The sequence below is a fragment of the Anoxybacteroides rupiense genome (genome assembly GCF_014196195.1).
GTDB classification, from domain to species: domain Bacteria; phylum Bacillota; class Bacilli; order Bacillales; family Anoxybacillaceae; genus Anoxybacteroides; species Anoxybacteroides rupiense.
Window position 1 is genome coordinate 70,265 of the sequence record NZ_JACIDF010000009.1, and the last position, 14,203, is coordinate 84,467.

A 14,203-nucleotide genomic window follows, 5' to 3' on the forward strand; every position below is an offset into this window, starting at 1 on the left:
TTGATTTTGCCCTGTAAAAGATAGGAAATATAGCAAGTAAACTAGTAATGAGGTGAACAGCGATGATTGATTTAGTGGAAGTAAAGCAAGACTTGGAGAAAATGGCTAAGCGATTAGCGGATATTAGGGGGTCTCTTTGACCTCGATGTGAAGGAGGCGCGCATTCGCGAACTGGAGGAGCAAATGGCTGCGCCTAATTTCTGGGATGATCAAAAGGAAGCGCAGATGGTGATTAGCGAGGCGAATGCAATGAAGGATCTCGTCGGCGCCTTTCATCAGTTAGAAGAGCGGTTTGAAAATTTAGAGCTGACCTATGAGCTTGTCAAAGAAGAACCGGATGAAGATTTGCAGCAGGAGCTTGTCGCCGAAGCGAAAAAGCTGACAAAGGATTTTAGCGAATTTGAGCTGCAGCTGCTGCTGAATGAGCCGTATGATAAAAACAATGCCATTTTGGAGCTTCATCCGGGCGCGGGCGGAACGGAATCGCAGGACTGGGGCTCCATGCTGCTCCGCATGTATACAAGATGGGCAGAGAAAAAAGGCTTTAAAGTAGAAACGCTGGATTATTTACCTGGAGAGGAAGCCGGAATTAAAAGCGTCACTCTGTTAATTAAAGGACATAACGCTTACGGCTATTTAAAGGCGGAAAAAGGCGTGCACCGTTTAGTGCGCATTTCGCCATTTGACGCTTCGGGCCGCCGCCACACATCGTTTGTGTCCTGCGAAGTGATGCCGGAGTTTAACGACGATATTGAAATTGAGATTCGTTCGGAAGACATTAAGGTCGACACGTACCGTTCAAGCGGCGCCGGCGGCCAGCATGTCAATACGACCGACTCGGCTGTGCGCATCACCCACATTCCGACAGGGCTTGTGGTGACGTGCCAATCCGAGCGTTCGCAAATTAAAAACCGCGAAAAAGCGATGAATATGCTTAAAGCGAAGCTATATCAAAAGAAATTAGAGGAGCAGCAGGCCGAGCTGGCGGAGATTCGCGGCGAGCAAAAAGAAATCGGCTGGGGCAGTCAAATTCGTTCTTATGTGTTCCATCCTTATTCGCTTGTGAAAGACCACCGTACGAATACAGAGGTAGGAAACGTACAAGCGGTGATGGACGGCGAAATTGATGCGTTTATTGACGCATACTTGCGTGCCAAGCTGAAATAAAAACGAGGCTTGAAGAGGAGAGACCATCCTTCTTCAAGCCTTTTTGCGCTTGGATTTGGATAGCGGACCAGATCGCGGTTGCTTACGGTTGACAACGGCGACTGACGGCTCTTCAGTTGGAGAAATCGCGAACCTTTCTTTCTGTGGCCGATTGCTTCATCTTCAAGCCGTATTTTCGATAGATTGGCTTTTATTGCGCAAACTATAAGGAAGCGATGCGAAGATTTTCCGTGATCTGAATCATTCTTTAATCCTTTATTGCGTTATTGGGCTGTCATTTACGAACGAAAATAGGCGTGCTATACTCTCATGGGGGGTTTTGAAGATGATGAAACAAGCAAAACGAATCGGTCAACCATTGCATCCTGCTGTTGCCATGATCGGTGAATATGTATACATTCTTATCGGTTCAGCGATCGTTGCGATCGCGTTTAATCTGTTTTTGCTGCCAAATCGCGTGGCTTCTGGAGGTGTCAGCGGCATTAGCACCATTTTGCATGCGACGTTTGGCTGGCAGCCTGCTTATGTGCAATGGGCGTTTAATATCCCGCTATTTATTGCCGGGGTTGTGTTTTTAGGACGGCAATTTGGCGTGAAAACGCTCGTGGGAACGGTCTTTTTGCCGTTCGTTGTCTATTTGACGAAAGATGTCGAACCGGCTACTCACGATCCGTTGCTTGGCTCTTTATTCGGGGGCATTGGGGTCGGTGTCGGTTTGGGACTGGTGTTTCGTGGCAAAGCGTCGACAGGTGGCACCGATTTAGCCGCGCAAATTATTCATAAATTTACAGGTCTTTCCCTCGGTACATGCGTCATTCTGATCGACGGCTTGATTGTGTTGACAGCCGCCATTGTCTTTGATATTGAACGCGCGTTATATGCAATGATTGGTTTATTTGTTACAAGCAAAACGATTGATATCGTCCAAATCGGCTTTGGCTATTCAAAAATGGCGATGATTATCACGAATAAAGAAGAGGAAGTGCGGGCGGCTATTCTACATAAAATTAACCGCGGAGTGACGAAAATGTCCGGGTACGGCGGATATACAGAGCATGAGCGCCCTATTCTTATGTGCGTTGTTGAACAAACAGAATTCACGAAATTGAAACAATTAGTGAAAGCCATTGATCCATCAGCGTTTGTCGTCATTATGGACGCGACGGAAGTGCTTGGCGAAGGATTCAAACGTGCGTAAGCGGCTGGAAAATCGGTTATAATAAGGCTGTCTGCAATTTGTTAGAGGGGGAGTTCGTCAATGAAAAAGAAATTAACCGTCTTATTGCTGGGCATGTCGTTCATGTTAGCTGCTTGTGGCGGGGGAAACGAAGCAACAGATAACAAAGATACGAAGAACCAAGGATCCACCGCATCAGCCGCAGAGGAGATTTTTAAACAAAACTGTGCAAGCTGTCATGGCGCTAACTTAGAAGGAGCAGTGGGGCCTAATTTACAAAAAGTGGGCAGCAAATATTCTCAAGATGAAATTAAGCAAATTATCGAAAAAGGTCGAGGCGGCATGCCTGGTGGCATTATTCAAGGAGACGATGCCGACAAAGTGGCCGAATGGCTCGCATCAAAAAAATAAAAAGAAAAGCAATCCGGCAGGCCTGCCGGATTGCTTTTTGTTTTAAACGTCACGGTTTTGAAACATAAATGTAAACAAAAAAGGAAGATGGTCGTGTTATAATAGGTTTTGTGGAATTTTGTATAAATAGCGCGAGACCGCTCGAATAGTGGCATCATGGGCGATGACTTTATAAAAATAAGGTGATTGAAATGATTGAAATGAAAGATGTATATAAGACCTATCCAAACGGCGTCATTGCGCTAAATGGAATTAATGTACGCATTAAGCAGGGGGAGTTTGTTTATGTGGTTGGTCCGAGCGGTGCTGGAAAGTCGACATTTATTAAAATGATGTACCGCGAGGAAAAGCCGACAAGCGGTTCGATTATGATTAACGGCGTCAACCTTGCTCATTTGAAGGACAACAAAGTGCCGATTTTGCGGCGGAATATTGGCGTGATATTCCAGGACTTTAAATTGCTCCCTAAGCTAACGGTATATGAGAATGTAGCGTTTGCTTTGGAAGTAATTGAAGAATCGCCGAGACTGATTAAAAAGAAAGTAATGGAAGTGTTGGATTTGGTCGGCTTAAAGCATAAAGCGCGGTTTTATCCCGATGAGCTTTCTGGCGGCGAGCAGCAGCGCGTGTCCATTGCGCGTTCGATTGTCAATTCGCCAAAGATTGTGATTGCGGACGAGCCGACAGGAAATTTGGACCCTGACAATTCTTGGGGAATTATGGAGATTTTCGAGACGATTAATGATCGTGGCACGACGATTGTGATGGCTACGCATAACCGTGAAATTGTCAATACGATTAAAAAGCGTGTCATTGCGATTGAAAGTGGAAAAATTGTCCGCGATGAGGCGAGGGGAGAGTATGGCTATGAGGTTTAATACCCTTCGGCGTCACATGCGGGAAAGCTTTAAAAGCATCGGACGCAACGGCTGGATGACGTTTGCCTCCATTAGTGCCGTCACGGTTACGCTTTTGCTTGTTGGCGTGTTTCTTGTCATCATGTTTAACATGAACCATTTTGCCAGCAAGATTGAAAATGATGTCGAGATTCGCGTCTATATCGATTTGACGGCGACAGAGCAAGATAAGCAGGCGTTAAAGGCGCAAATTGAGGCGGTTCCAGAGGTAAAAGAGGTGGAGTATTCCTCCAAAGAGCAGGAGTTGAAAAATCTTATTAAGAGCTTTGGTGAGGAGGGCTCGTCGTTCCGTTTGTTTGAACAAGATAACCCGCTGAGCGATGTTTATGTCGTGAAGGCGAAACAACCGGAAGATACGGTGAAAGCAGCAAAGAAAATTGAAACGTTTAAGTCTGTACATAAAGTGAAGTACGGGCAAGGTCAAGTGGAGAAATTGTTTAAAACTCTTGGCATTGCAAGGAATATTGGCCTAGGCTTAATTATCGGTTTGCTCTTTACGGCGATGTTTTTAATCTCCAATACGATTAAAATTACCATTTTTGCGCGTCGCCGTGAAATTGAGATTATGAGATTAGTAGGAGCCACGAACGGATTTATTCGCTGGCCATTTTTCCTTGAAGGGCTATGGCTCGGTGTAATGGGAGCAATTATTCCGATCGTGTTGATTTCGCTTGTTTACTATAACATTTATGAGTTTGCCAATCCGAAATTAACGGTTCCGTTTTTGCAGCTCCTTCCGTTTCATCCGTTTATGTGGAAGATTAGCATCGTTTTGCTCGTTCTGGGCGGATGTATTGGCGTGTGGGGAAGCATGATGTCTGTGCGCAGATTTTTAAAAGCTTAGTAGATCATAGAGGAGAAAGGGGAACGAAATCGTGAAGCAAAAGGTGCTTTCATTAGCAGCAGCGGCCGTCATTGGCGCATCCAGTTTTTCTCCGTACTTAGTCGGTGCGGTAAGCAATCAGGAGATTCAACAAAAGCGCAATGCAATTAACAACATTCAATCAAAGCAATCGTCGATTCAAAACCAGATGAGCCAAGCCGATCAGGATATTACTCGCTTGCAATCCCAGCAGGAGAAGCTGGCGGCAGAAATCAAAAAGCTTGATATGGCCGTATCAGAAACAAGCGGAAAAATTCGCGAGCTATCTGCCACGATTGAAGATACGAAACAAGATATTCAAGTTTTGCAGCGGGAAATTGCAGAGGTGAAGGAGCGTATCGAAAAGCGGAATGAGCTGTTAAAGGAACGCGTCCGTTCTTTACAGCAAAGCGGCGGATTGGTCAGCTATCTTGATGTGCTGCTAGGGGCGCAAAGCTTTGGCGATTTTATCGATCGCATTAGCGCGGTAACAACCATCTTTGAAGCGGACAAACAAATTATCGCAGAGCAGGAAGCGGATAAAAAGCTGAAGGAAGGCAAAGAAAATGAGTTGACGACTAAGCTTGCGTCGCTGCAAAGTGATTTGCAGAAACTTCAGCACCTCAAACAACAGCTGAGCCAACAAATTAAGGAGAAAGACCAATTGATGGCACAGCTTGAGAAGCAAGAGCAAGATGTTCATGAGAAAAAATTGGCGCTAGCGGAAGAACAAGAGGTGCTGAAAAAGCAAGAAGCAGCGATGAAAGCACAGCTTCAGCAGTTGTTGATCCAACAGCAGCAACAAGCCGCAAAAGCAAAATCAACGGTGTCAAAAACATCTAGTTCTTCAGGCCCGTCCTATGTTTCGGGCGGAGGAAGCGCAGGGGTGCCGGCTGTGACAAGCGGAGCGTTTATGAGACCGGCCAATGGCCCAGTTACGTCCGGTTTTGGGATGCGCGGCGGCGAGTTCCATGCTGGTATCGATATTGGCAAGCGCGCGGCTGAAGTGCCTGTTGTGGCAGCAGCAGACGGATATGTATTTCGTTCCTATTATTCACAAAGCTACGGAAACGTTGTATTTATTACGCATGTCATTAATGGACAAGTGTATACGACCGTATACGCTCACTTAGAATCCCGTTTGGCTCATGAAGGACAAACGGTCAAAAAGGGCCAAATCATCGGGTATATGGGGAACACAGGCTGGTCAGAAGGAGCGCATCTTCATTTCGAATTGCACCGCGGTCCGTGGAATGCAGCGAAATCCAATGCTGTGAACCCGTTAAATTATATTAATTTCTAAATCTAAAATTTAAAAAAGCAGCATCAACATGCACAACTTGTCTGGATAGCCCTTTCAGCAAGTTGTGCATTTTTTATGAAGGGAGGATGGCATGGCAAGGTTTCTGTATGAATTTGATAACTATATCAAAGAAGGGGACGTAGTCAAGGAGAGTTTGAAAGCTATAAACCTTGGTTGACCGTTAGGAATACCAGCTGTTGTGATGTTTATTTCATCACGAATATTTTTGATGAGTAAAAAATTCATGAAATGAAAAATAAAAACATTCAATTATATGTATAAAATTTCATATCTATTGTCCCTTGACATGAAGCTTCTGCGGGCATGATTCTGTATCATACCCACCGCTCCATGTAAAGCGAATAGGCAATAAATGATGTAATTGCCAAACATCAAAATTCTTGATCGCTGCTAACATAGATGCCTTTGATATTGAGAGATCGTTGAGTGAAAAAGGAACTTCATATGACAATGACGTAGCGGAAGATATGTTTAAGATCACCAAAACAAAATTCATGTGGTAGGGTCTTTTCCAACCCGCAAGAACTTAACCTTGAACTTTTTGACTATGTGAACGGGTTTAATAATGTTCGAATACATGGGGCACTGTGCTATCTAACACTAGCATCAGTGATTACTTCATTACAAATAAACAACATACTCAGACAAAAACCTCCAAATTCTAGAATATGTTTTAAACTCTTTAGTAAATATTAAAAGACACCGGTTTAAATTGAACCGATGTCTTTAACTAAATCCTATAACTAATTAGTTAATGGAAAAACCGCGTAAAATCAATATTCCAGCGGTTTTTATAACTAATTTTATTAACTAAACCTATAACTAATTTAAAACTAAGTTTAACTAATTAGTTAATACCCATTTTGGATAGCGGGAAGAACCTTGATTGACAATGGTTTTATCCTTTTTAGACATTTCTTGAAGCAAATTGCCGATGTACTTTCTTTTCTGCTTCTCATCAAGAGCATCAGATAGTTTATCTAGCAACAAATCATCAATATCTTTTCTATTTGCCACTTTGTACTGACGCAAAAATAAAATAATCATTTGCTTATAATGCTCTTTGTTAAAAGCCCTGTTTTTAATATAAGTAGTCTTATCTCCTGTAAGTTCAGCAATTTTAGCGGAAACATATAGGTTTGGATATCTGCCTTCCACTAATTTTAATGCCCTTAATTTTTTTGCTTCTTCTTGTGTGATGCGCTGCTTTTTTTGTACCTTATCTAATGCAATCACTACGCTGAGATCCAGATCTGTATGATTAATCAGCATGCGAGTATAGTTGTAATCCAGTATTTTGCCGTAAATAGTTACCTTAACTTTATTTGGCTCACTTAAATCATAATCTGGCATTGGAAAGAATCTTTTTCGTTGTTCTAAAAACATTTTCTTAATTCCCGAACCAATTGTATCAATCATATTCAGATTGACCATTGCTTCGGCTAAAAAGCGATTTCGATAATATTCTTGAGGTGCATCACGTTTAATCACATTCTCAATCGTTTTAGGAATAAACTCACCAAGATTTGTAAAAATTAATTCCTCTGGTTTTTCAACAACATTAATTCGTCCTTGAAGAGTGTAATCTTGATGAGCAATACAGTTATGCAACGCTTCACGAATGACATAAGGATCATACTGATTCACTTCAATGGGGAACAAACTTTGGTCCGGCATATAGCGATATTTTAAATTGCGGATTTTTGCAAAAAGTTCATTTGTGTTTAAAATAAATGGAGGCCCAAAATGCTCATAGTCCCTCTCAATATTATGTTCGTCTTTCAAAATCCATGTCATTTTTGCAACAGCTGGCGCCAAAAAATGTTCGGATTCAGGTTTACCAAGCAATATAATAGCTGCTCTTGTAATTTGTCCGTTAATCGTTACCCTTGCTTTATTCAGAAACGTTATATCATCCCATTTATCAACATCTTCGGCTAAACGCGGATTTTTCTTTTTATACTCTTCTCTTGCCTTCTCAATGGCGGTTTTATCTAAGGCGTCAATCGTAGCACCGGGGCAAATCCCAGCCGACCAATCTTCTTTCATACGTTGAGTGCGAATACTTTCGATTTCTTGTATGCTGAGTGGACTTTTCGACTCGCCATTTCGGCCAAAATAATGACCTTTCCAAGATGTTGGCATTCCTTTTGGCGCAGCAGGAATCTGAAACATAATCACCCTGCCCTCTGGATAAAAAAGTTCATAAATCTCAACAAACGATAATCCATCGTTTGTATGCCTTGATATCTCATATTTAAGGCGATCTAAATCGGCTCTATTTTCTCTGTATTGTGTTCCAATAATTTCTTTATTTTTATCTTTTACTCCAAAAATAAGCCACCCATAAGGCTGATTTTTTAAGTTAGCCTCATTGCTCAACGCTGAAAAGTATTCGCCTAAATCATCAAAATGAAAATTACTCTTGGCTTCTTTAAACTCTACCCATTCATTTTCGGAGGGGAGACTTCTAAACTCATCCAATAATTTTTTTAGTTCTATTTCATTCAATATCTTCACCTCCGCAAATACGATTATAACAGTCGAACTTATTTTATGTATAACATATCGAATGTTTGTAGTATTTACTTATTACATTCAACATATATCTTATGTTGTCCTTTTCGCAAAAGATAACGTTTATAAAAAATTAAAAATGGAGCGATTGCCTCGTTTTCCATCTCCCTTTAAACAAATAGCCTCTTCTTGGTTTATTTCTTCGTTTTTGCTTATAAAAAATTTCATAAACTGCTTTCACGATAATCATTAGAACAATTAAAATATAATTGCTAACAATCGCTATTTGTTGACTATTATCTGGAGTTGTTAAGACAAATTTAAAACTTTCTTGTACCTATTCTACATTCATCTTGGTCGTAAATTCCACATATTTCATTCGAGAATATGATACAGCCGAACAAAATCTCTTCATATCATCATCTTGCCAGTGTATCCCATCGCTTGGATCTCCTCAAAGAGAACAACACAATTCGTCGTACCTTCTTGTATTCGTTGAAGAAGATAGCTTTTATAAGGATCTAGTTTGCTTTTTCTTTTTTTCTCACTGACTTTACGCTCTGGAAGCTTGTCCCCCTTTAGATACTTACGAATGGTTTTCCGATCAAATCCTGTTTCTTTGGCAATCGCTGTTTGAGTCCAACCTTTCTGATACAACTCTCGAATCATAAAAAACTCCCCTATCTTCAGCATCGTTTCGAAACAACATCTTAGATGGCGTGGAGAAACGATGATCTGTTATTTTGGGGAATTTTAAACCGATTTTATCACTGTTGATTACAGCTACATAAATCTAAAATTTAAAAAAGCAGCATCAACATGCACAACTTGTCTGGATAGCCCTTTCAGCAAGTTGTGCATTTTTTATGAAGGGAGGATGGCATGGCAAGGTTTCTGTATGAATGGTTCAATTGAATCAGTCCTTTTTTACTTATGAAACAGGATCATTGAATATCATTTGAGATTGTTTTAACATACCTATCAAGAAGTCTCCCACCTCTTCATTTGCGAGGGAGATACTAGCACCACGGCATAGAGAGGTAACTTGAGATGCGAAATATGGGGTTTTGCCTGGTTGATAATGGAACGATTCTTTGGAATTAGGCAGGTGAGTTTACTTCAGAAAGGGAAAAGAGTAAAATAAAGACGGACATGGTTTTTATATGGAATATTTTGGATTTTATAGGGAGTTCGGTTTTGTCTCTTGCTATAACCGGATTCCGTTTTTCAGTAGACCGCACAGCATGAAACGGCAGATCGCTGATCAGGTGCCGATGATCTTCCGATGCTTCCATCTCTGCATGATGTCACATTGGCTTAGCAGCTTTGTCTTTCCGCTTGATTTGAAAAAACACTTTGATGATCGAATCCTTCTCCGCTGAACGTTCTTTGCTTGTATGTTCTTATCATGATCGGGGCAAAATAAAAGTGTATGCGTTTGATTGGGCATATACGGTGATCGTTAAGTGAGCCGGCTCCTCAAGCAAGGAGTGTCACATATACTTGTGTGGGAAAAGATCTAGCGATTGTTATCAATGGATCAAAACACGCTTGGCTTCTCCTTACAAACCTATTAAAATCAGTAGCCATACGCAGAAATATTTGAAAAGCGCGTCTTTTCGTCAATGCGGGAGCCGATCGCGACTCATTCAGAGGAAACGGTTGCTTATTCTCATTCATCATGGATTAAATGGTCACTAAATGAGAAAGGATGATTAGCGGCGGAGCGCAGCATAGAGGAGAATGGCCGCTTTCTATCGTCTGATGTAGGGATAAAATCAAAATAAATTTGAAACATATCTATTGACAAATAGATACTATTATATGATAATAAATATCGAATTATAATTATTATAATTTGCACAAGTGGCTTGTGTAACAATCTGTGAATTATTCCAGCACTATTTTTAGGAGGTAGATGAAGATGTCTTTAATCGGCAAAGAGGTACAATCATTCCAAGCAAAAGCGTTCCATAATGGAGAGTTTATCGATGTGACAGAGCAAAACTTTAAAGGAAAATGGAGCGTTGTTTGCTTCTATCCAGCTGACTTTACATTCGTATGCCCTACAGAGCTTGAAGACTTACAAAATAACTATGCAACTCTAAAAGAGCTTGGTGTTGAAGTATATTCTGTTTCAACAGATACACATTTCACACATAAAGCATGGCATGATACATCTGAAACCATTAACAAAATTGAATACATTATGATTGGCGACCCTTCACAAAAACTATCTCGCATGTTTGATGTATTAGATGAAGAAGCAGGTCTTGCTCAACGCGGTACGTTTATTATTGATCCAGACGGTGTAATCCAAGCGGTTGAGATTAATGCTGACGGTATCGGCCGTGATGCAAGCACATTGATTAACAAAATTAAAGCTGCGCAATATGTTCGCAATAATCCTGGTGAAGTTTGCCCAGCTAAATGGCAAGAAGGATCAGAAACACTGAAACCAAGCCTTGATCTTGTAGGTAAAATTTAAGAGGGGATATCAACATGATATTGGATGCAGAAATAAAAGCACAGCTGGCCCAATATCTGCAATTGATGGAAGGAGACGTACTTCTTAAAGTCAGCGCGGGATCCGATAGCGTATCCCGCGATATGCTGGCTCTTGTGGATGAATTGGCCACCATGTCTCCTAAAATCAAAGTAGAGAACACACAGCTAGAGAGAACGCCAAGCTTTAGTGTGAATCGCATCGGCGAAGACACAGGGATCACATTTGCCGGCGTTCCATTGGGCCATGAGTTTACTTCATTGGTGTTGGCTCTACTCCAGACAAGTGGAAGACCTCCAAAGGTCGATCAGAAAGTAATTGAACGAATTAAAAACATAAAAGGCACCTATCATTTTGAATCCTATGTGAGCTTGACATGCCATAACTGCCCTGACGTTGTACAAGCCTTGAATTTAATGAGCATCCTGAATCCGGGCATTTCGCATACGATGATTGACGGTGCAGCGTTTAAGGATGAGGCAGAAAGCAAGGGGATTATGGCCGTTCCGACTGTATTCTTAAATGGAGAGCTTTTTGGCAGCGGACGGATGTCTCTTGAAGAAATTCTTTCAAAGATAGGAAGCACTTTGGATGCCTCCGCTTTCGCTGAAAAAGAACCATTTGATGTGCTTGTTGTCGGTGGCGGTCCAGCTGGTGCAACGGCAGCGATTTATGCAGCGCGAAAAGGCATTCGCACGGGTATTGTAGCTGAACGCTTTGGGGGACAAATATTGGATACGTTGGGTATTGAGAATTTTATCAGTGTCAAATATACAGAAGGCCCTAAGCTTGCAGCGAGTCTTGAGGAGCATGTCAAACAGTATGATATCGATATCATGGATTCGCAGCGAGTGAAGCGCTTAGAAAAGAAAGATCTTATTGAAATCGAGCTTGAAAATGGCGCGGTTTTAAAAAGCAAGACAGTGGTTTTGGCAACAGGCGCTCGCTGGCGCAATCTTGGGGTGCCAGGTGAGGCTGAGTTCAAAAACAAAGGAGTGGCCTACTGCCCTCATTGCGACGGTCCGTTGTTTGAAGGAAAGCATGTGGCCGTTATTGGAGGCGGCAATTCCGGCGTAGAGGCAGCGATTGATCTTGCCGGTATTGTCAAGCATGTCACCGTCTTTGAATTTATGCCGGAATTAAAAGCTGATGCCGTTCTTCAAGAGCGCCTCTACAGTTTGCCTAATGTCACCGTTCTTAAGAACGTCCAAACAAAGGAAATTACCGGTACAGACCGAGTAAACGGCATTTCTTACATTGACCGCGAAACAGGTGAAGAGCATCACCTTGAATTACAAGGCGTATTCGTGCAGATTGGTCTTGTGCCAAATACCGATTGGTTAGAGGGAACTGTTGAGCGCAACCGCTTCGGCGAAATTATCGTCGATAAGCGCGGGGCTACGAACATCCCTGGCGTATTTGCGGCAGGCGACTGCACAGATAGCGCATATAAGCAGATCATTATTTCGATGGGATCAGGCGCGACCGCCGCTTTGGGCGCATTTGATTACCTCATTCGAAATTAATCAAATGATAATATGTGAACTCTTGGGAAGCCGCTTTCTGAATGGCAGTGGAAAGCGGCTTTCTTTTTAATTTTAACAAAGCCTGCGGATCAAGTAAATCGCCTTTAAGAATTTGACGACCAAAAGGTCTATTCCTCTCGATCTCCAAGAAGCACTTTCTAGATTAGCTCCCCGCCATGCATGATGGATGAAATCGGCTTTCCTGATGCATAAAAATAGATGAATCCTTTCCCACCATCCATTCGTATATATTCATAAAGTGAACTTATATGTGTAAATACAACTGAAAGATCCATGATTGGAAGAATCCTGTGCACTCCCCATGATGATGGAAAACTGCTTGCAGAGCGAGAAAGCGGTTTGTTCGGTGCCATGAACGTTGAAGGTAGATGATTGGAAGAGAAAAGTTGCCGAATTATGTTGTCTTATATAAAAAAACTATACAGCATAACGTTTGACTGTATGGTTTTTATAGGTACAATATGAATTAAAAGAATGAAAATCAATGAAAGGGGTGAATGTATTGGGAAGTTGTTTAAAATTGGCGAACTTGCGGAATTAGCAGGTGTATCGAAACGGACGATCGATTATTATACACAGCTTGGCTTGCTTGAACCCCTTCGTTCTGAATCGAATTATCGTTATTATCCTGAAGAGAGTCTCGAATATTTGCGGCTGATCCATGTGTTAAAGAAACAAAATTTAACGCTGGAAGAAATCAAAGAACGCGTACAGACGATGAAGAATTTATCGTTTTCTGTAGAGGAAATTGCCAATAAGATTGAGCATCTTCAGGAGCAGATGAAGCATATTCAAGAAGAAGTGTTGGAATTAAAACCGTTGCTTCAGCATCTCAATAAACAGCAGATGAAGCTGATGACCAAACCGTTAGCACAGCAAGGATATGGGTTGTTGCACGCATTAGCGATATTGCTTGGGGAGAACCCTTTTATTTAACCAACAAAAAAGGGTTGTATCCCTGAGGCTCCAGCTTTGTCAAAGCGAGAGCATCATGCAGCAAAACTTCCTATGAAGGCGGTACGGCAGGCCGGTTGAATAGATGTAAACACCATATGGCAGTAGGAGGGAAAATGATGTTATTTCATCCGATGGACATTTTTATCTTTTTAGCATTTGGATTGTCACTTTGGGCACAATTTAAAGTAAAAGGAACCTTCAACCAATGGGCGAAAGTGCCTGCGGGCTCTTCACTGACAGGAGCTGAAGTAGCAAGAAGAATTTTGGATTCTCAAGGCTTATATCATGTTCCCGTTGAGCCTGTGGCTGGCGCGTTGACAGATCATTACGATCCGTTATCCAAAACGGTTCGATTATCTGAGCCTGTTTATTATGGGCATTCGATTGCGGCTTTATCGGTGGCCGCTCATGAAGTCGGGCATGCTATTCAGCATCAGCAATCATACGGTGCGTTAGTTTGGCGTCATCGCATGTTTCCGCTTGTGAATTTTTCGTCCGGGATCGCTCCTTTTCTTTTATTGCTTGGATTTTTACTTCATCAAACATCGCTTATTGGATTTGGGATCATCCTCTTCTCCGCGGCTGTAGCATTCCAGCTAATCACGCTGCCGGTAGAGTTTAATGCAAGCTCCCGCGCCAAACAATTGCTTCTTGCGCAAGGAATGATTGTTCATCAGGAAGAGCGGGGCGTGAAAAAAGTATTAAACGCTGCAGCGCTTACTTATGTAGCGGCTGCTTTGATCTCTGTTTTAGAGTTAATGAAGTTTGTCATGATTTTCTTTCAAGGAAATAACGAGGAATAAAGCTTATGGATTCAA

At 41.9% G+C, this 14,203-nt stretch carries 11 protein-coding genes and 2 pseudogenes; 11 read left to right on the forward strand and 2 right to left on the reverse strand.

Annotated elements, in window-relative coordinates; translation table 11 throughout:
* Window positions 1–62: 62 nt before the first annotated feature.
* The 7 genes and pseudogenes from prfB to GGQ95_RS14285 form a co-directional block, all read left to right on the forward strand.
* Window positions 63–1,167 (forward strand): peptide chain release factor 2 gene (gene prfB, locus GGQ95_RS14255; RefSeq protein ID WP_221212119.1). Its coding sequence is split into 2 segments (ribosomal slippage): window positions 63–137 and window positions 139–1,167, totalling 1,104 coding nucleotides; the frame shifts between segments, so codons are not numbered across the junction.
* Window positions 1,168–1,495: 328 nt separating this feature from the next.
* Window positions 1,496–2,365, forward strand: a complete 870-nt coding sequence (locus GGQ95_RS14260) for a YitT family protein (RefSeq protein ID WP_080860342.1) — start codon at window positions 1,496–1,498, stop codon at window positions 2,363–2,365.
* A gap of 60 nt (window positions 2,366–2,425) precedes the next feature.
* On the forward strand, window positions 2,426–2,755 hold the full coding sequence (cccB, locus tag GGQ95_RS14265) for a cytochrome c551 (RefSeq protein WP_159720406.1): 330 nt from the start codon (window positions 2,426–2,428) through the stop codon (window positions 2,753–2,755).
* 191 nt (window positions 2,756–2,946) lie between these two features.
* Window positions 2,947–3,633 carry a cell division ATP-binding protein FtsE gene (gene ftsE, locus GGQ95_RS14270; RefSeq protein ID WP_183187019.1) on the forward strand — a complete coding sequence of 229 codons (687 nt, stop codon included), beginning with the start codon at window positions 2,947–2,949 and terminating at the stop codon, window positions 3,631–3,633.
* Entirely contained in the window at window positions 3,623–4,516 is an 894-nt protein-coding gene (gene ftsX, locus GGQ95_RS14275) for a permease-like cell division protein FtsX (RefSeq protein WP_066149608.1), read from the forward strand. Before ftsE ends, ftsX begins: the two co-directional genes overlap by 11 nt.
* Window positions 4,517–4,544: 28 nt before the next feature.
* Window positions 4,545–5,837: a murein hydrolase activator EnvC family protein gene (locus tag GGQ95_RS14280; RefSeq protein WP_183187040.1), complete on the forward strand. Its 1,293-nt coding sequence runs from the start codon at window positions 4,545–4,547 to the stop codon at window positions 5,835–5,837.
* Window positions 5,838–6,262: 425 nt separating this feature from the next.
* Window positions 6,263–6,458 (forward strand): annotated as a pseudogene (locus GGQ95_RS14285) (IS3 family transposase); the annotation flags it as partial.
* Window positions 6,459–6,701: 243 nt separating this feature from the next.
* Here the strand turns inward: GGQ95_RS14285 and GGQ95_RS14290 are convergent.
* Both GGQ95_RS14290 and GGQ95_RS14295 read right to left on the reverse strand, forming a co-directional pair.
* On the reverse strand, window positions 6,702–8,378 hold the full coding sequence (locus GGQ95_RS14290; RefSeq protein WP_183187020.1) for an RNA-binding domain-containing protein: 1,677 nt from the start codon (window positions 8,376–8,378) through the stop codon (window positions 6,702–6,704).
* Window positions 8,379–8,789: 411 nt separating this feature from the next.
* A pseudogene (locus tag GGQ95_RS14295) lies at window positions 8,790–9,068 on the reverse strand (helix-turn-helix domain-containing protein); the annotation flags it as partial.
* Between the two features lie 1,231 nt (window positions 9,069–10,299).
* Here GGQ95_RS14295 and ahpC point away from each other — a divergent pair.
* The 4 genes from ahpC (at window position 10,300) to GGQ95_RS14315 (ending at window position 14,188) form a co-directional block, all read left to right on the forward strand.
* The gene (ahpC, locus tag GGQ95_RS14300) at window positions 10,300–10,863 is read left to right on the forward strand and encodes an alkyl hydroperoxide reductase subunit C (RefSeq protein ID WP_066149616.1); all 564 of its coding nucleotides are present in this window, start codon (window positions 10,300–10,302) and stop codon (window positions 10,861–10,863) included.
* Window positions 10,864–10,877: 14 nt separating this feature from the next.
* Entirely contained in the window at window positions 10,878–12,407 is a 1,530-nt protein-coding gene (ahpF, locus tag GGQ95_RS14305; RefSeq protein ID WP_044746259.1) for an alkyl hydroperoxide reductase subunit F, read from the forward strand.
* Between the two features lie 531 nt (window positions 12,408–12,938).
* Entirely contained in the window at window positions 12,939–13,364 is a 426-nt protein-coding gene (locus tag GGQ95_RS14310; RefSeq protein ID WP_244963753.1) for a MerR family transcriptional regulator, read from the forward strand.
* A 137-nt stretch (window positions 13,365–13,501) separates the two neighbouring features.
* Complete coding sequence (locus GGQ95_RS14315) at window positions 13,502–14,188, forward strand: zinc metallopeptidase (RefSeq protein ID WP_044741479.1); 687 nt, start codon at window positions 13,502–13,504, stop codon at window positions 14,186–14,188.
* Window positions 14,189–14,203 lie beyond the last annotated feature (15 nt).